We start from the raw sequence: 16685 nt of genomic DNA on the forward strand, positions 1-16685 counted from the left end.
TATGCTTTAACTCCTACAAAGCAGTGGGGTGTTCTATGGGCAAATGGGTGCAATAGGTACACTTTTCCCGGGGCTCTCTAGCACGCACACACGTGTACGCGCGCGTAAGAGCCTTTACCATCTATGCTGGTTATTAATCCGCGCTTCACCAGACGTCTGAGCCAGGTGAGGGCGGTATTAGTTTTGATTTCCATCTTTTCTGCTTGTTCCAACATCTGTGCACGGGTAAACTCATTGCCCAAGGTGTCGAAAAGAGCGTCACGGTCGGCATTAATCCGATGGCTGACTTCAGTAGGAGGCAGAAAAGACAATATATGTGTGGCATGACGATAGAGGGGCGTTACAAGCCCCAGTACGGCATTAAAGTCCTCGGAAGTGATGGTTACATCCCAACGGGTAATGATGTTGTCTTTGATATTGTCGGCAGCGATTTCCTTGTCTGGAGTAAAGCCTTGTTTACCGGTGGAGTGCGGGTGATAGGGGTCGGGACTCTCGAGGGCACGCAGTGTGGCTACCTCTGCCATGATGCGACATATATTGATGGCCAGACGTGCTACGGAACTGCTCATTTCACTGCCGTTGGCGATGTTGGAACGGTCGAACAAGTTGGAGAAGTGTTGGTTGAATTCTTGTTTTTGTTCATCAGTGAGCCGGAGTGTGTGAATACCATGTGCTTTCAGTAGCTCTAGTTTATTTTTCCATTCCAGCCCCATAGTGGTGAAGGTAGCTTCCAGATCTGTCTCGTTCTTGTCGAATTGATTGATCCATATCCGTATGCCGTACATGTAGTAGAACAGTTCGCGCGAAAGGAGGCCGTTTTCTGATGAAGGAATGAGTGATTTTACTTGTGCAGGTGTGCCGGAGAGCAAGACGGAAAGGAAGCTCTTTTTTACTTCCCGGTATTCCCGGTCGGTGCGGCGGTTATACGACAGCCGGTCGTGGTCGAATGCTTTGCGGAGTGTGTCGCTCCAGTGGCCATACTCTGAGCCGATGGCGGTAGAGATGGTGTCTGCTTCGGCCTCACAGATAAATCCTGTTCCGTTGGCATCCATGATGTTTTGCAGGATTCCTGTACCGGTGTTGTTGCCTGAGATAAGAAACATTTTGTTTTGAGGCATCTGAGGAGCGTTTACTTTGCCGCGTTCCTTGCCCATCACGTCGTAGGCTGCTTTTTCTTTCTGGTAGTTTTTCATTTCTTCCTCTGTTTGCCGGCGGAGCTGGTCGTGAATAGGTTCTACGAGCAGGCGGACAAACGAAAGAATTCCCTTTCCGGAAGCCGGAGGAGCCACAATGAAGGTTTGTAGACAAGGTGATTGGTATTTTCCGGCATAAGGACACCTTACGTATCGTTCCATGCTGGCACCTAAAGCGGTTAATGATCCGAGTAGCAGAATGTCATGTTGGGCGGTGGTGGTGCCGTAGCTCATGATACGCATCAGGAATGGCGGCCAGTCTGCTGTGGGGAAAGTGGGCAATGGCTGGTGGGGTTCGCTGCCGGGCAGCATTTCTTCCGGTTCATCTGCGCCTTCTGTTTTCTCGTTGTTCACTTTATTATATACGTGCGCGTGTGTGAGATTTTGGTGGGGTGAATTTGCTGTACCTGCTGTACCCGTCTGGCTGTTCATCAGTTTTTCTTTGGGGAATTCTATTCCTGCCATTTCGGCCAGATGAAAGACTGTGCCTAAGTGTATGTCTCCATGCTGCTTGATGAGTGCGTTGGAGAATATCCGTTCGGCGTGTTCATGTTGATACTTGGCCGATAATCTGCTCAGGCGGTGAAAAAACTCACGTCCGGCTTCACCGCAATCTGTTGCGATGGCAAATGCCAATTGTACATACTCGGCATAAGTGGGGGCAATATCGGCTCCTGCCGTTTCTACCACTTCGGTGAGGTGGTGTAAAGATTCAATGTTGTTCATTTTTTTTAGATGATAAATAATGATTCAAAATTTGTAATTCCATATTGATAAAACTTATAATGTTCGAAATAACGCATCCGGGTCATGGCTAAGGAAACAGGCTCTCACGATGTCTTTACCTGAGATGTCTACTCCCTTAGCCGGTGTATGGGCAGAAGGCTCGTTTCTCGATCCATAGGTTAGCTCGACATATTGCATTGCCCAAATCATGTTTTCTGTCACACGTTTCACTTCATCATCCCGGCTTGTCGCACCGTAGGGCACCAATGCTTTTACACCCCGGCCGCTGGGGCTGATAAATGTGAGGACCGGACGGAGAAACGGATCATTGAACAATGCATAGCGCAATTCTGCCGCTTCCTGATAAGAATCCAGGTGGTCTATATCTACTATCGATAAGCCGGAAGGGGATACAAAACATTGGCTGTTGCGACGAGTGAATATTCCGCAAGGTGTCACATAGGGTAGCAGCGAAGCTTTGGCTGTCCTTATATCTGCCGCACTGCGTACTTGCTCGGTCAGTATTCTGAGATTTTCGTTGTGTGTAACCATCTGGTATAGTTGGTTTGCTGAAACATCGCAAAAGGGGATGAGTGTGGCGGGAGCGATAGTCTGTCCCTGTTCATTTTTTATGGGAGCAATAGGGGGCATGAAATAAGACATCTTATATTCATTTGTTGAAACATTTTCCATGACATTCGTTTTTATATTGATTGAATTATATATTATTTTGTATTTCAGAACACGTTGCGAAATTATGGTAAATAAAATAAGCGAGGTTCAGATATGTATGAACCATTGTGAAAATATTTAGTGTATAATAACTTTATTTTAAGATTTAAATGAGAAGAAGAAATGAAAAAAGAATTTCACCACTATGCCTTGGGGCTTTTTATTGAAGAATTGCTTAAGTTTGAACACGTGAAAATCACAGAAATGTGTCACGAATTAAAAATGAGTAAGGGAACTTACGAGCAATTAAAAAAAGGGATGATAAAAAATTGAGTTTTTACGAACGCATTCTGAATTATTACTACGAACAGCTTACAGAAGAAGAGTTTATGGAAAAAACACGTGAATGGACCTTGCGCTTTATCCGGTATAAAAAGGAGTGTGAACGTTTGCATGAGGAGGAATCAAGATTAAAAGGTGAATGAACGGGAAGCTTACTAATATCGTTATTTAAAAACATTCTAAATAATTTGCGTGCAAGAAAGTTATGAATTATCTTTGCCGAAAATTTAGAGAGTTATGCGTTTATCTGAGTTAAAAACAGGTGAGAAGGGTGTTATTGTTAAGGTGTTAGGACACGGAGGTTTTCGTAAACGTATAGTGGAGATGGGTTTTATAAAAGGTAAAACCGTTGAAGTATTGCTGAATGCTCCGCTAAAGGACCCTATTAAATATAAAGTTTTGGGATATGAGATTTCTCTTCGTCGGCAGGAGGCTGAGATGATAGAGGTGGTAAGCGAAGAGGAGGCTAAGAAAACAGCTATCGAGTCTGCTTATCATGAAGGCTTGGCTGAAGATGTTTCAGTGAAGGAGGAAGATCTCAAACGGGCTGCTTTGGGAAAACGTCGTACCATTAATGTCGCATTAGTGGGAAATCCGAACTGTGGCAAGACTTCTCTTTTTAACCTGGCTTCGGGTGCGCATGAGCATGTGGGGAATTATAGCGGTGTGACTGTGGATGCCAAGGAAGGTTATTTCGACTTTGAAGGTTATCATTTCCGCATTGTCGATCTTCCCGGAACGTATTCTCTTTCTGCCTATACTCCTGAAGAAATTTATGTACGCCGGCATATTATTGATGAGACTCCGGATGTGATCATCAATGTGGTCGATTCTTCTAACCTGGAACGGAATCTTTATCTTACTACGCAGCTCATTGATATGAATGTCCGTATGGTCGTGGCTCTCAATATCTACGACGAACTGGAAGCCAGTGGAAATAATCTGGATTATCATCTGCTGAGTAAACTATTCGGGGTGCCTATGGTTCCTACTGTCTGTAAGAAAAATAGGGGAGTGGAAACATTGTTCCATGTAGTTATCAATCTTTACGAAGGGATTGATTTCTTTGATAAGCGTGGAAAGATGAATCCGGAAGTGCTGAAGGACCTCACAGAGTGGCATGATTCGTTGGAAGACCGGAAGGAGCATGAAGAAGACCATATGGAGGATTATGTTCATAAACATCCTTCTTCCGGACGTGTATTCCGGCATATTCACATCAATCATGGCCCCGATCTGGAGAAAGCTATTGAGGCTGTGAAAGAGGAAGTGTCTGAAAATGAATTTATCCGTCACAAATATTCAACTCGTTTTCTTTCTATAAAATTATTGGAGAATGATCCGGATATTGAAGGTTTTATTCATACATTGCCTAATGGAGAAGACATCATCCGCGTCCGGGATAAAATGGCCAAACGCATTCAGGATACTATGAATGAAGATTGTGAATCTGCCATTACGGATGCTAAATATGGTTTTATCAGTGGAGCGTTGAAAGAAACGTTTACTGATAATCATTTGGAACAGGAGCAGACGACTAAAGTACTGGACTCGATTGTGACTCACCGTATCTGGGGGTATCCCATCTTTTTCCTTTTTATGTACCTGATGTTTGAAGGAACGTTTGTGTTGGGGGAATATCCGATGATGGGAATCGAATGGCTGGTGGAGCAGTTTGGAAATCTGATTCGTAACAATATGGCTGAAGGTCCTTTGAAGGATATGCTGATTGATGGAATCGTTGGTGGGGTAGGAGGAGTGATTGTCTTTCTGCCGAATATCCTGATTCTTTATTTCTGCATATCTCTGATGGAGGATTCCGGCTATATGGCTCGTGCTGCTTTCATTATGGATAAGATTATGCACAAAATGGGATTGCATGGAAAGTCGTTTATTCCTTTGATTATGGGATTTGGCTGTAATGTTCCTGCTATTATGGCTTCCCGTACCATTGAAAATCGGAAGAGCCGTCTTATCACGATGTTGATCAATCCTTTGATGTCTTGTAGTGCCCGATTACCTATCTATTTGTTGTTGGCAGGTGCATTCTTCCCTCGTTCTGCTAGTCTGGTATTGCTGAGTATTTATGTGACGGGTATTTTATTAGCCGTTTTATTGGCACGAATCTTCAGTAAGTTCCTGGTGAAAGGAGATGACACTCCGTTTGTAATGGAACTTCCTCCTTATCGTATGCCGACGGCGAAATCTATTATTCGTCATACTTGGGAAAAGGGTGAACAATATCTGAAAAAGATGGGAGGTATTATTATGATTGCTTCTATCCTGATTTGGTTCCTTGGGTATTATCCGAATCACGATGGTTATGAAACTGTGGCAGAACAACAGGAGAATTCTTATATCGGGCGGATTGGGCAGGCGGTAGAACCCGTTCTAAAGCCTTTGGGATTTGATTGGAAGTTGGGTATCGGATTGATATCAGGTGTGGGAGCCAAGGAATTAGTAGTAAGTACATTAGGTGTTTTGTATGCTAACGATGCGGATGCGGATGCAGTCAGTCTGGCGGATCGTATACCGATAACGCCGTTGATTGCCTACTGTTATATGCTGTTTGTTCTGATTTATTTCCCTTGTATAGCGACTTTTGCGGCAATTAAACAGGAATCCGGTAGTTGGAAATGGGCATTCTTCGCTGCGGGTTACACTACCATATTGGCTTGGATTGTTTCATTTGCTGTGTATCAGATTGGAGGATTGTTTGTATGAGTAATTGGCAAGAATGGATAGTCGGGGTATTAATTCTATTTTGTATTATCCGCGTGTTATATGGAATTTTTCTTTTTTTTCGGCGGACCAAAGAAAAAGCTAATCCTTGTTCTACTTGTGTAACTGGTTGTGAATTAAAGGATATGATGGAGAAGAAGCAGAAGGAATGCGGGAATAAGAAAAAAAGTACAAAGAAAAATTGTTGCGGATAGTTGGTAGTTTCAAAATTTGTACTACCTTTGCAACCGCAAACAGGAAAAATGGTTCCTTGGATGAGTGGCTTAGTCAGCGGTCTGCAAAACCGTGTACGGCGGTTCGAATCCGCCAGGAACCTCAATAAACCCCTTTCAGATGATTTCTGAGAGGGTTTTTCTTTGCTCTTAAGTGAAAATGGTACTACATTTGTACTACAAAATTAGGGATCAGTCCGAATTTGTTCGTTTAGCTCGAAAAATACATGTTTGGGAATGGTCAATATGAATGCCATTTCTTTAAATAATACTCACTTTCCTTATCGGTAACTCTATTATTTTACGACTTACCGATTATCCCTAACCATACAATAAATAGTATCCATAGAACCATTGGTATTTAAGCATTAGATTCCAATAAAAATCATTATCCGTATATTTTTTTATTTCCTCAGGCAATTCAGATGGACGGTCTACTTCAAATAAACGGATAAAAAGATACCTACGCAAGATCTCGGACTTGGCATTCCACAGCTTTCTCCAGCATTGGTGCTTACCAATCAGATACCATATTTTTCTAATCTCTTTAAGCCGCTCATAGTTTAGATTCAATAGTTTAATAGTGTTAATAATTTCTTGGTTTCCTTTTTTAGAATACATTTCTCCATTCTTAATATATCCTACCTGTTCAAGGCAATCTGGAAGTAACATCAATGGAACAATCTTCTCATTACCTCGTGGACCATTGCACATGCAACAAGCTTTATTATTCTCTTCGGAGATTCCGTTACACGAAACGACTAGATTGCCATAAGCTACTACATGAGGATAACGTACCAGTTCATTCTGAGGTTTCAAGGGTACTTTTGCAAAAGTCTCTTTCAGTTCAACATGATCACATAACACCTTATACTTTTTATAATACTTAAAATCATCTTTATTACAAGCCCTTGGGATAATATGCTCTAAACTTATGGGAGAATTTGAGACATCTCGCATGCAATAGCAACAAATATTATATTGCTCTTCTCTCAACAAAGATTCAAATTCGGTTCGGTACTCCGGTTTACGAAAGTTTTCATATTCAAGTCCCTCGTAATGAGAATCACCTGCATAAGCCTCCGTAAGAAACCGGTAAACAATTGTTTCTCCTTTTTCTTTGAATACCGGTAACTCTTTATTTATATACCTCATAAAGTTTCCAGTTCTTTTAACTTATCCGATATTTCTTGTAAAATAGCATTGTTGTCTTCTCCTACTGTTGCAATTATCTTAGTATAGACATTTTTTGCTTTATTCTCCTGTTTCTGAAATTTTAGAACCACATAATCATCAATCAATTCTTTTATTTGAAGGTTTCTAGTTGGAGTATTCATAAAATCAGCCATAGAGGTTCCGTAATCAACGCCAAACATATTAGGTAATACATCTGGAACTTTTTGTCCCATTACCATCCGATAAATAATGTTGTCAGATTCTCCGGCCGTATTCTTTTCCTGCGTATTCAAATTTGAAATTACAAGAGGTGAATGAGTAGAGACGATAAACTGAATATGTGGAAATGTGTTTCTAAACCGTTGTAGAACCTCTTGTTCCAAAGAAGGATGCAAATGCAAATCAAGTTCATCTATTAATACTATTCCTGAAGAATCCGTATGCCCATTTAAAAGATATGAACGATATGCAATATCAAAAACTATGTAGTAAAGTCTCTTGTAACCGGCTGGCAATTGCTCGAATAGCATTGATTTATAATCCATGTTGATGACCAGTTTCCATTCAGTACCCCGTTGTTCAGCCTGAAGAGATTTCACTTCAAAAGTAGAATCGGTATATTCAGTTGTATCTTTAGAAAATTCTTTCAAACAGCTAAATATAGAATTCCATTCCTTAAAAGAGACTTCAGTCTCTTTACGTAGATAGGCAAGCTCTTTTTTCTTTTTCTCTATTTCTTCAATATTTGTTAGTTCTTTTAAATCATTAGATAACAGTTCTTCACGCTGTTTGCTATTGAGCCATTTTATATAACAGTTTTGATATCTGATTTGCCAAATGGATGAGCATGAAGTTTCATCATCCCATTGATAATATCCAAAATTACGAAGATGAATATTTCCACTTTTCAATATTTCCTTAGCAAATTTGCTTATCTTGGAAGTTATATGAGGAAATGAATCGGAATAAAATGCCAATAAAGGAAGATTTCCCGTCATTCTATATTTATCCATAAAATTATTGTATGCCTCTTGATATAACGAAGTACGCAGTCCGGCATTAGAAGTGGAAGGCTTCATAAGTTCCCATGATAACTCCTCACCCTCAAAATTAGCTTTTGCTTTAATACTTACATAATCAGCGGATATGCGATCTGCCTCGTTCCACCAAACTTCACTGGGGGATATATTAGCAATTTTGAGATCCGGATTGCCAGCAACAAGTGCTTTTCCTGTTTTGGGGTCTTTGTTTGTTGCAAAGATAAAACTGAGTGCATCAGCTATGGATTTGATTAGAGAGGTTTTACCCGTACCGTTACGACCTATTAGCACTGTTACACCAGGAGCAAAATCCAATGAAAAGTGCTGAAAGCAGCGGAAATATTCTATTTCTATCTTATTTAACTTCATAAGTTTATGATTATCGCTTCTATTGAATAACAAAAGTAACAATTAAACTCCTATTTTCCATAAAATACCTTCAATACTTCACATTGATTAAAGAATCAAACTTTCAGTATTCAGATAATGGTTGGCTTATTGTCTACAGTTATCCTTTTAATAAGGAACTGACCATAGGTTTAGGTCTTCATGAACACACATTCATCGCCGGGTATCTTCATACATTTGAAGACAAAGATAAGATCAGGATGTGAAATGACATAATTGATTTTGCCTTTCGCGGTGATTTCCATCAGTTATTTTTCCCGTTAGAGAACTATTTCAAAGGTTTTCTGAAACTAGATGAGAGTTTATGCCTTTATTTATACGATTATGTCCCCGTCTCACAAGGAATCAAAGCAACCACCGAACTGAAAAAGATAACTAATCTACTCTTTCGCATGAAAGAAGGACATGCCGTTTCTCTTTCTGTGAAGCTTTTCTCTATGGCTATGATCCCCCATTTTGTTCCCACCTTTTAAAAGTTGGTCACCTCATAATATTTAACGATTTAAACAGAACATTTGTTTTACAGTAGCGGAACTAAAAATATTCTAATTAATTGAAAATAAATAGATTATCTTGTCGGTTTAAAATCCACTAGGAACCTCCAAGAAGGGGAAATACTGGGTACAGAAGTGTACTCAGCATTTGTTATTTATTGATACACAGGCATTAATCCACCTTTAAACATCTCACGTACACGTTCTGTCAGCTCCTTTTTGGTCAGGAACTTATCATTTATCAGGTCTTTTTGTTCAGCGCGAACAATCAAACGACCATCATGCTTCACGTTTGATCCGGTCCATTTCAAGTTGTGCATGAAAGAGAACCGATTTTATTGCTGCCTGCTCTCTTTCTTCACGTTTCTTTGCTTCACGTGCTTTAGTCTCCGCTTCGATTACCTTACATTCTTCGGTTACTCTAATCTCAAACTTTGCCATACTCCAAGATTTACGAAGTGCGTCAGCAAATGTCGGGTACTTTGCATGAGCGTTTTTATAAAGGTTGTGCGCTCTCTTCATTATTTTGCTTAAATCGTATCGTTTCATATTTTGTGATTATTAATGTTACTTTGATGATGCGGATGTAACTCTTATTGTCACATTTGCAAAATAGAAATTGTATAAAATTTGATATTTAACGTTACTTAACCGAATAAGCGTGATAATATACGTTTCATGTGAGTATATTTGCAACTGTAACATTTAATATCACATAATTATGAAACTATCAGTAAAAGAGGTATGTAAGGAAAAAGGGCTTACAATTCAAGACCTTGCCGATAAAATGGAAATGAAAAGAGAAAGTTTAAGTCGGGCTATCAATGGAAATCCAACGCTTGAAACACTGGAAAAGATTGCCAATGCTTTAGAGGTTGATATTACAGAACTGTTTGCACCTTCTTCTTCCGGTGGTATTATTGGAGTGATCCGCATAAGAGATACCAATTACAATATCAATAGTGTTTCGGATTTGCAGAATCTGGTAAATGGGATTGAGAGAGGGGATATTTATTTATAAGAATCAAAGTCGATTGAATATGAATACAAATGAAATAGATAAGTTGAGCCTTATAAAAGCTCATGCCTTGTTTGAAACTGGTGATATAGATCGTATTGAGGTGGGAACAATAAAGGGACTATGTGACATACACCGCTATCTGTTTGAGGGATTGTATGACTTTGCCGGAAAGATACGTACTTTGAATATAGCAAAGGGAAACTTTCGTTTTGCTAACTGCATGTATCTTGATGTGATGATCCCAATAATAGAGAAAATGCCGGAAACGACATTCAATGAGATCATAGCTAAATACGTTGAAATGAACATAGCGCATCCTTTTATGGAAGGAAACGGGCGGACTATGCGTATTTGGCTTGATATGATTCTAAAGAAACGTCTTGGCATGGTGGTTGATTGGCAGAATGTGGATAAGGTTCTCTATTTACAAGCAATGGAAAGAAGCCCTATCAATGACTTGGAGCTATGTACTTTGCTACAACAAGGCTTAACCGATAGAGTGGATGATAGAGAAGTAATATTCAAAGGCATTACACAATCTTACTATTATGAAGGTTATGAACCAGAGTAATCAAAACGTCGCTAAAGTAATATCAATCGTGTGCTGGTTCTAGCTCGGCTAGTGGATGGAATTGAGAGAAGAGAAATAGTTCTGTAGAAACTTAATAATTTAAACTATGAATGAGTAAATTTACTGCAAACATTCTGTACATGATTTTTCTGATGAAAAAGTAGGAGAATGCTTAGATACAATTAAAAATAAAATAGTGCTAAATGATTATACTAGGATACTTGTTTTTATTAAATATGGGGAATTGCACGTTCTAAATAGTCTTAAGTCTATTATATCAGAGATATGACAAGAAAACTTTGCTAAAACAAACGCACTCAACTATTTTACCGAAATTTATGCATTTGTGAACGATATGGATGAAAAGTTATTAGATTTATATCCAGACATAAAAGATTTTGTAAAAAAAGAGACAGATGAAACAAATCAGAGAAAACCATAAAGAATGGGCTCGCCATAAAAAAGAATTGCGCCGAAGAAAAAAAACAAACGTAAAGCGTCTTTTGTACCAAGAATAATTGTAGATACCAATATTTGGTACGACCTAGGGGATAATGAGACTTTATTTTTAAAGTTAAAAGAAAAGTTGGCTCCCACATATGTCACTTTGTGGGAGCTTTGTCATACTGGTGTGTTGAAGAATAATCCTTTGAAAGTACGAAATGCGTGCAGGAGAATACTCGAAGCGCAAAAGAATATGATTTATGAACAACCTTTACGATACTTGATAAAGTCATGTAATAAAAGGAAGTTCAAGCCTAATACTATTCGAGAGATTTACAGTTTATTAGAAGCTTCCTCACGTATTGCAAGAGGAGCAACAATTGCAGACGACAAAAAAGATGATTTTCATAAATATATCTTAGAAAACAAACAAGGATTAAAAGATCTCAGAAAGTCAATGGGTGAGCTTGCTATGAGATGTAAGTCTAAAATTAAGAATAAAGGAAAGCATAGGAAAGCATATTCTTTAACCATTATTATTGACTATCTTAATTTTCTTGCAAAGCAGGTAATAAATGGTCAGTATAATTTAAGGAAACTGCCTCTTCGGGACTATGAACTACTAATTTGTGTTATGGATTTATTCTATAAGAAGTTAGAAACAGGTTCAATAGTTTGGAAAGAAAATGATCTAAATGACTTGTTTATATTAGTTTACGTAAGAAGAGGAGATAAATATTGGACTAAAGATCAGAAATGGATTGATTTAATAAAAGAGGCGGGATTCGACGAATACCTATTCAACCATGCGTAAAATAAAGAAATAGCCCCTACCTCATAATCCACGAAATAGGGGCTTTTTCATGCCCCAAAGTTAAAAAAACTTCATTTAATTTGCTTTTTGCTATACTCTTTTGTACGTTTGTGTATTGTATAATATGAGACACACAGTAATGGAAAAGATTTTATTTTTATTGGTTATGTTGCCAATGTTTATTTTCACTGGATGTTCATCAGATGATGAAGAACCACCACGTCCTAGTACTTATACTTTATTCTGGGAATTTAGGAGCGTTGAACCTGTAGCCGACGTTATTGTTTTTGAATATAATTCTAGTGGTGATAAAATAGCTAATAAAAGGCTGACAGAATGTGAAACTGGAGCTATTGAGACTTTTCAAGCTAATGATAAAGTAGTAAAAGTAAAGATCTGTATACTTATGAACTCAAAAAATAATTGGGTGCAGAATGTATATTATTTAGACGAAGGGAAAAATATAAATATATATCTTGATGAAGACGTTCTAATTGGTAGTAACGAACCTTGATGTATGATATTGTTATCATGTTCATTTACAATTGTTAAGGAGATTTATTCTAAAAGCTCACCAATATGACAACATAATAAAATAAAGGGACGTTAGTTTATAAAGCGTCCCTTTTTAGTATCCTGTTTGCGTCTAAGCGACTTTTCCCGTTTGAACGATATATTTATCATCTAATTCTTTTGTAATGGTTAGACAAACGCCTATCCGATAATACTTTTCCTCGCTTGGATGGCATTTGTTTGAATGGTTCTTTTTAAAATTAGCCTACGAAGGTTTTATAAACCCATTATCTAAATAATATTTCGCTTGCTCATATTTTGGGAATGTCAAAGCCCAATAACCAAAAGCATTGTCACCAGAATAGCTAATACAGTTAAACCGTTTGTTTATCCTACGTTTGAACACTTCATAAACGATTGCTCCTCTTGGGAATATACGCTTGTATAAATAAACTTTAGTTTGGGGATTATATCCGATTTGGACAATTCGCTCTTTGTTCTTAATAAACTCTTTCTCTAATTCTTTAATTACTTCCATAACTTTTAAATGTTACTCTCGCTCATTTTAAGGTGAACGAAAATGATCATTCTGCATCCCCTCCCAATCAATAGACATTTGCCGTTTATCCGGCTCTAACCAATACAATTTACAGTTATTGTCTAGACGAACGTCTTTAGTATTCCAGCCTTCATCATTTCGAAGTGTAGAAATAACACGCCTTGCATCGTTGGAATTTGTTTCAGCGTTAATTTCCTTTGCTGTTACCTTTCGACCTGATCACGGCTTTTTCATTTAAGCTTTGATTTAGGAGTACAATTCCCCTGCCCATGCCAGTGCGGCATGAGCGGAAATACCGTATTTGGTAATTAATTCGTTACGAATATGTCAAATCTAAATTATTCTCATTTTTGAGCCAGAAAAATGCAACACGTTTGTGAAGCTTACCGCCAGTTCCCTTATTATCTGCGCCGTCCCCTTTTGCTTATCTGATATTTTTTCCTTCTGTTCTTCCAAACAGCAATCAGTGCCAACACCATCCTTTGAATTGTGTCCAAGTTCCTGGCCGCCCGTTCATCCTTACGCTTAATACTGTCCTGCCGGAGGTTGCAGTCAAGCTCCCAGTGCATGCTTTCAATAGCCCAATACTGTTTGGTTATCTGACTAAGCAGCTCTGCGCTGCTATCCAGGCTTGAAATGTACAGCCTCTGTTCAGATGTACTTCTGCTATCAGACTTTTTTTCCGTAGATGTGAGTATTTCTATAACTGTCAAATGACCATTCCATTTTTCCTTGTCGACAATAAGTTCTTCCCCACGGTATATGCGGCATATCCTTGACTCAATCCTGCCGTGTTCCAAGTATGGGCCTTCCTTGTAGACATCAGTCGGGGGTGGCGGTCTTTATAGAGTCTTCAAGTCCATAGCGCAAAGATCTTTGATTCGCCTTGAGTTCGATCACGAAGTCTGCTCCTTTCTCTCTAATCTTGTCTATTATTACCTTTTGGAATGACATGGCATCTGCGGTGATTACACATCCTGACACGTCTGGTTTGTCCAATAACCGGGGCACGGATTTGATTTCATTACTTTTCTCCTTGCAAACATCAGTAGCCAAAGTAAAGCCCGAACCAAGTGAATATGCAGATACGATATCAGGGTTACGTCCGTTTTCGTACAAGGTACCTCGCATGGTCTTGCCATCAATACAAATGATGTCAGTTGACGAAGAGGATATTTCCTTGCGGAAAACGTCTGCAAAAGCAGACATTCGCTCAGCCTTTTTTCATTGTCTATGCATTGAAACACACGGCAAAGCGTAGCTTCCGAGGGTAACCCATACGGAAATAACCCTTTCGCCTGCAGGCGTTTCAAGTGGCGTTTGCCAAATTGAAGTATTTCAGCTCTGGTAATACACTTGCTGAGCCTTCCCAATATGACAAGCATGAGTATGCCTTCAAGTTTGTGTTTGAAGTTTCCCCGGCTTGTTCTGCGGTATTCAGGGACTGAGGATACAAATTTTCTCAAATGAGTCAGGATGCTGCCACGAAGACAGTCAAGGTGTTTCTTCTTTAGTAATATTATGTGTAAAAAGTTGTATATCAGGGAGATAAACCGTATTTTTGCTATCGAAAAAACAAAGGCGGAAAACAATATCAACATCATATCTTATTGAATTCCGCCTATAAAAAAATAAAAATGAACGATAAGAAGAAACACCTAAGGCGGTGCTTCAGCATCGCTGTGCGCGAATATAGGGATTTTTACTGCAATAACAAGCGAGGAACAATATTTCTTAAATGAAAAAGCCGTGGGTTTTTAGTTAGAAAATCTGTTTATTACTTGAATACTAAATTTTATTTCTTACCTTTGATGCTGAAAATATAGAAATAATATATTTGCAACTAAACTATTTGTTTGGTATTTGACTTTTAAATACAATTACATGGTTCATCTTGGAAGAATAAAGGAGTTGTGCGAAAAGAAAAACGTAACAATGAAACAGGCTGCTGTTGAATTGGGCATGACAGAGCAGAGCTTGCATAAAATCATCAAGGCAAACTCGACTAAAATAGATACATTATTAAGTATAGCTCAATACTTTAATGTAGAACCTGCTTATTTCTTTGACAACTATTCTGCTGGTGCATCAGATGGTGTTCGTATCAGTAAAGAAGAACTGGAGGGGCTTATCAAGAAAGTGATAGCTTACTCTATTCATGGTTTCGGAATGGTGAAACTCGAATGGGACACCAAAGAACAAAAGTTTAATTCATACTTTGATATACTAAAAAAACAGTATAGTCCCGATGCTTCGGATTTAAAATATATATCCTCGATGCTGGAAACGGATATTCATATCACCGATAAGACCACTCCTAAAGATGTGGCACGGGTATTAATGACCAAAGATGAATTTGATTTCACTTCTACCTATTATTATGGCATCCGAAAGATGGAAGTGCAGGAAGAGCTTCAAAAGCTCACTGCTTTTTTGGATAAGCATAATATTCCTATCTCTGATTCCATCAAGAAAGATATTGATGAACTTAAAGGCAGGATTAAGTATTATGAAGGTAAGAGTATTATAGGAAATAACAAGATTTAGGATTATGACAATATATCATGGAGGATACCAAGCTGTAGAAGTTCCTCGAATCATAAACGGGGAATTTGCCAAAGATTTTGGCAATGGCTTCTATTGTACTGAAATGAAAGAGCAGGCCGAACGATGGTCAAAACGCTATTTTACGCCTGTAGTTAGCGTGTACGACTATAAGGAAAATCCATCCTTGAAGGTTCTTCATTTTAAAGAAATGACAGAGGAATGGTTGGACTTCATTGTTGACTGTCGAAATAATGTAAAACATGACTATGATATAGTTATGGGAGCAATGGCAGACGACCAAATCTATAACTACATTTCAGATTATATAAATGGAGTATTGACGAGAGAGCAATTTTGGGTGCTTGCAAAGTTTAAATACCCTACCCATCAAATCAACTTTTGTACTCCGCAAGCATTACAATGTTTAACTTTTAAAGGAAGTGAGGAAGTAAAAAATGAACGGACGGGAAGATAGAAAGCAAAATGACCTTTTTTTCGTTTGTAGCCTGATAGATTATATCGCTCGCCAAACAAAGAATAAACGGAAAGTTATAGTAAATGCTCTCGGCAAAGAAGAACTGGAACATCTTTATGACTTGGCGGATATTTATCACAGTGAAAACATGGATAAGGTAACAGCTGAATTAATAAACAAATACCATATTTCGGAAGGGGCATTTGATAATGTAGCCGCTTGTCAATATAGGGTGCCTACCTATTGGGATATGGGGAAAGTTTATCACAGATTGATTATTGATGTTTGCAAGTCGGAGAACAAATCTGCTATTGATAGTTTAATAGAAGTATATAATTCATGGATTTCAGATAGCTTGGATGATTACAATAGCAGTATGTATTACGAGAATCCGAGTTATTTGTTTGCATCTTATAAAGCAGGCAAACCATTATTATAAGTATGGAACAGATATTTAATAAAGAGCAGCAGGAGAAAGCGCAATTCATTTTGAATCATCCTTTGGCAAAGCTATCGGATTTGCGTTCCAATGAAATAAAGGACTTAGCCGTTGTATGGTGTTACTATTCAGGAAAAATTGAGGGTAACACTTATACTTATGTGGAAACAGAAGCCTTGCTTAAAGATGGCATCACCTCTGAAAAGAAGTATGAGGATGCCAAGATGTTGAAGAATTTATATAATACTTTCATTTCCGAACTAGAATATATCAATTATTCTTCATAGGATAGACCGT

The 16685-nt window shown here is 38.4% G+C and carries 20 protein-coding genes, 1 tRNA gene and 2 pseudogenes; 13 read left to right on the forward strand and 10 right to left on the reverse strand.

Translation table 11 applies throughout. The features are described 5' to 3' along the window. Positions 1-77: 77 nt before the first annotated feature. Both CZ225_RS07545 and CZ225_RS07550 read right to left on the reverse strand, forming a co-directional pair. Positions 78-1919, reverse strand: coding sequence for a DUF3987 domain-containing protein (locus tag CZ225_RS07545; RefSeq protein ID WP_077153619.1), 1842 nt, complete (start codon positions 1917-1919; stop codon positions 78-80). Between the two features lie 54 nt (positions 1920-1973). Continuing rightward, the gene (locus tag CZ225_RS07550; RefSeq protein WP_234983016.1) at positions 1974-2612 is read right to left on the reverse strand and encodes a BT4734/BF3469 family protein; all 639 of its coding nucleotides are present in this window, start codon (positions 2610-2612) and stop codon (positions 1974-1976) included. Positions 2613-2774: 162 nt separating this feature from the next. Between CZ225_RS07550 and CZ225_RS23860 the strand changes: the two genes are divergently transcribed. The 5 genes from CZ225_RS23860 to CZ225_RS07570 all read left to right on the forward strand — a co-directional run bounded on the left by CZ225_RS23860 (position 2775) and on the right by CZ225_RS07570 (position 5991). Beyond that, positions 2775-2924 carry a hypothetical protein gene (locus CZ225_RS23860; RefSeq protein ID WP_187367657.1) on the forward strand — a complete coding sequence of 50 codons (150 nt, stop codon included), beginning with the start codon at positions 2775-2777 and terminating at the stop codon, positions 2922-2924. After that, the gene (locus CZ225_RS07555) at positions 2921-3076 is read left to right on the forward strand and encodes a hypothetical protein (protein WP_234983017.1); all 156 of its coding nucleotides are present in this window, start codon (positions 2921-2923) and stop codon (positions 3074-3076) included. Before CZ225_RS23860 ends, CZ225_RS07555 begins: the two co-directional genes overlap by 4 nt. A gap of 94 nt (positions 3077-3170) precedes the next feature. Continuing rightward, positions 3171-5657, forward strand: coding sequence for a ferrous iron transport protein B (gene feoB, locus CZ225_RS07560; RefSeq protein ID WP_077153621.1), 2487 nt, complete (start codon positions 3171-3173; stop codon positions 5655-5657). After that, the gene (locus CZ225_RS07565) at positions 5654-5869 is read left to right on the forward strand and encodes a hypothetical protein (RefSeq protein ID WP_077153622.1); all 216 of its coding nucleotides are present in this window, start codon (positions 5654-5656) and stop codon (positions 5867-5869) included. The genes feoB and CZ225_RS07565 overlap by 4 nt, the downstream gene beginning before the upstream one ends. A 50-nt stretch (positions 5870-5919) precedes the next feature. Continuing rightward, positions 5920-5991, forward strand: a tRNA-Cys gene (locus CZ225_RS07570). A 217-nt stretch (positions 5992-6208) separates the two neighbouring features. On the opposite strand, the gene CZ225_RS07575 is transcribed toward CZ225_RS07570, so the two are convergent. The 4 genes from CZ225_RS07575 to CZ225_RS07585 all read right to left on the reverse strand — a co-directional run bounded on the left by CZ225_RS07575 (position 6209) and on the right by CZ225_RS07585 (position 9554). Then, a complete protein-coding gene (locus CZ225_RS07575) occupies positions 6209-7042 on the reverse strand; it encodes an HNH endonuclease family protein (RefSeq protein ID WP_077153623.1) in 834 nt (277 codons plus the stop codon). Next, positions 7039-8472, reverse strand: coding sequence for an AAA family ATPase (locus CZ225_RS07580; RefSeq protein ID WP_077153624.1), 1434 nt, complete (start codon positions 8470-8472; stop codon positions 7039-7041). Before CZ225_RS07580 ends, CZ225_RS07575 begins: the two co-directional genes overlap by 4 nt. A 688-nt stretch (positions 8473-9160) precedes the next feature. Beyond that, positions 9161-9295 carry a hypothetical protein gene (locus CZ225_RS24575; protein ID WP_262483204.1) on the reverse strand — a complete coding sequence of 45 codons (135 nt, stop codon included), beginning with the start codon at positions 9293-9295 and terminating at the stop codon, positions 9161-9163. After that, positions 9285-9554 (reverse strand): hypothetical protein, encoded by a 270-nt coding sequence (locus CZ225_RS07585; RefSeq protein ID WP_187367599.1) that lies wholly within the window; start codon positions 9552-9554, stop codon positions 9285-9287. The genes CZ225_RS24575 and CZ225_RS07585 overlap by 11 nt, the downstream gene beginning before the upstream one ends. Positions 9555-9726: 172 nt before the next feature. On the opposite strand from CZ225_RS07585, the gene CZ225_RS07590 reads away from it, so the two are divergent. The 4 genes from CZ225_RS07590 (at position 9727) to CZ225_RS07605 (ending at position 12369) form a co-directional block, all read left to right on the forward strand. After that, positions 9727-10026 (forward strand): helix-turn-helix domain-containing protein, encoded by a 300-nt coding sequence (locus tag CZ225_RS07590; protein WP_077153625.1) that lies wholly within the window; start codon positions 9727-9729, stop codon positions 10024-10026. Between the two features lie 19 nt (positions 10027-10045). Then, entirely contained in the window at positions 10046-10597 is a 552-nt protein-coding gene (fic, locus tag CZ225_RS07595) for a protein adenylyltransferase Fic (protein WP_077155741.1), read from the forward strand. Between the two features lie 697 nt (positions 10598-11294). Further along, complete coding sequence (locus CZ225_RS07600) at positions 11295-11855, forward strand: hypothetical protein (RefSeq protein WP_129585768.1); 561 nt, start codon at positions 11295-11297, stop codon at positions 11853-11855. Positions 11856-11994: 139 nt separating this feature from the next. Then, positions 11995-12369: a hypothetical protein gene (locus CZ225_RS07605; protein ID WP_129585769.1), complete on the forward strand. Its 375-nt coding sequence runs from the start codon at positions 11995-11997 to the stop codon at positions 12367-12369. Between the two features lie 264 nt (positions 12370-12633). Here the strand turns inward: CZ225_RS07605 and CZ225_RS07610 are convergent, their stop codons facing one another. From CZ225_RS07610 to CZ225_RS24295, 4 genes and pseudogenes are all read right to left on the reverse strand, one after another. Next, positions 12634-12906: a hypothetical protein gene (locus CZ225_RS07610; protein ID WP_077153628.1), complete on the reverse strand. Its 273-nt coding sequence runs from the start codon at positions 12904-12906 to the stop codon at positions 12634-12636. Between the two features lie 422 nt (positions 12907-13328). Then, complete coding sequence (locus CZ225_RS24580; RefSeq protein ID WP_262483205.1) at positions 13329-13727, reverse strand: ISAs1 family transposase; 399 nt, start codon at positions 13725-13727, stop codon at positions 13329-13331. Between the two features lie 22 nt (positions 13728-13749). Continuing rightward, positions 13750-14136 (reverse strand): ISAs1 family transposase, encoded by a 387-nt coding sequence (locus CZ225_RS24585; RefSeq protein ID WP_262483206.1) that lies wholly within the window; start codon positions 14134-14136, stop codon positions 13750-13752. A gap of 53 nt (positions 14137-14189) precedes the next feature. Beyond that, positions 14190-14531: pseudogene (locus tag CZ225_RS24295) on the reverse strand (ISAs1 family transposase); the annotation flags it as partial. Between the two features lie 280 nt (positions 14532-14811). Here CZ225_RS24295 and CZ225_RS07625 point away from each other — a divergent pair. From CZ225_RS07625 to CZ225_RS07640, 4 genes and pseudogenes are all read left to right on the forward strand, one after another. Beyond that, positions 14812-15474 carry a helix-turn-helix domain-containing protein gene (locus tag CZ225_RS07625; RefSeq protein ID WP_077153629.1) on the forward strand — a complete coding sequence of 221 codons (663 nt, stop codon included), beginning with the start codon at positions 14812-14814 and terminating at the stop codon, positions 15472-15474. Positions 15475-15478: 4 nt separating this feature from the next. Then, entirely contained in the window at positions 15479-15949 is a 471-nt protein-coding gene (locus CZ225_RS07630; RefSeq protein ID WP_077153630.1) for a DUF3990 domain-containing protein, read from the forward strand. Then, positions 15930-16388: a hypothetical protein gene (locus tag CZ225_RS07635; protein ID WP_077153631.1), complete on the forward strand. Its 459-nt coding sequence runs from the start codon at positions 15930-15932 to the stop codon at positions 16386-16388. Before CZ225_RS07630 ends, CZ225_RS07635 begins: the two co-directional genes overlap by 20 nt. 2 nt (positions 16389-16390) lie before the next feature. Further along, a pseudogene (locus CZ225_RS07640) lies at positions 16391-16663 on the forward strand (Fic family protein); the annotation flags it as partial. Between the last annotated feature and the right edge of the window lie 22 nt (positions 16664-16685).

The sequence above is a fragment of the Bacteroides bouchesdurhonensis genome (genome assembly GCF_900155865.1).
GTDB classification, from domain to species: Bacteria; Bacteroidota; Bacteroidia; order Bacteroidales; family Bacteroidaceae; genus Bacteroides; species Bacteroides bouchesdurhonensis.

Bases quoted from the DNA above. Each gene is read 5' to 3' on its own strand.
- CZ225_RS07545 (WP_077153619.1), bottom strand. From the start codon at position 1,919: ATGAACAACATTGAATCTTTACACCACCTCACCGAAGTGGTAGAAACG.
- CZ225_RS07550 (WP_234983016.1), bottom strand. From the start codon at position 2,612: ATGGAAAATGTTTCAACAAATGAATATAAGATGTCTTATTTCATGCCC.
- CZ225_RS23860 (WP_187367657.1), top strand. From the start codon at position 2,775: ATGAAAAAAGAATTTCACCACTATGCCTTGGGGCTTTTTATTGAAGAA.
- feoB (WP_077153621.1), top strand. From the start codon at position 3,171: ATGCGTTTATCTGAGTTAAAAACAGGTGAGAAGGGTGTTATTGTTAAG.
- CZ225_RS07565 (WP_077153622.1), top strand. From the start codon at position 5,654: ATGAGTAATTGGCAAGAATGGATAGTCGGGGTATTAATTCTATTTTGT.
- CZ225_RS07575 (WP_077153623.1), bottom strand. From the start codon at position 7,042: ATGAGGTATATAAATAAAGAGTTACCGGTATTCAAAGAAAAAGGAGAA.
- CZ225_RS07580 (WP_077153624.1), bottom strand. From the start codon at position 8,472: ATGAAGTTAAATAAGATAGAAATAGAATATTTCCGCTGCTTTCAGCAC.
- CZ225_RS07585 (WP_187367599.1), bottom strand. From the start codon at position 9,554: ATGAAACGATACGATTTAAGCAAAATAATGAAGAGAGCGCACAACCTT.
- CZ225_RS07590 (WP_077153625.1), top strand. From the start codon at position 9,727: ATGAAACTATCAGTAAAAGAGGTATGTAAGGAAAAAGGGCTTACAATT.
- fic (WP_077155741.1), top strand. From the start codon at position 10,046: ATGAATACAAATGAAATAGATAAGTTGAGCCTTATAAAAGCTCATGCC.
- CZ225_RS07600 (WP_129585768.1), top strand. From the start codon at position 11,295: ATGATTTATGAACAACCTTTACGATACTTGATAAAGTCATGTAATAAA.
- CZ225_RS07605 (WP_129585769.1), top strand. From the start codon at position 11,995: ATGGAAAAGATTTTATTTTTATTGGTTATGTTGCCAATGTTTATTTTC.
- CZ225_RS07610 (WP_077153628.1), bottom strand. From the start codon at position 12,906: ATGGAAGTAATTAAAGAATTAGAGAAAGAGTTTATTAAGAACAAAGAG.
- CZ225_RS24585 (WP_262483206.1), bottom strand. From the start codon at position 14,136: ATGTCTGCTTTTGCAGACGTTTTCCGCAAGGAAATATCCTCTTCGTCA.
- CZ225_RS07625 (WP_077153629.1), top strand. From the start codon at position 14,812: ATGGTTCATCTTGGAAGAATAAAGGAGTTGTGCGAAAAGAAAAACGTA.
- CZ225_RS07630 (WP_077153630.1), top strand. From the start codon at position 15,479: ATGACAATATATCATGGAGGATACCAAGCTGTAGAAGTTCCTCGAATC.
- CZ225_RS07635 (WP_077153631.1), top strand. From the start codon at position 15,930: ATGAACGGACGGGAAGATAGAAAGCAAAATGACCTTTTTTTCGTTTGT.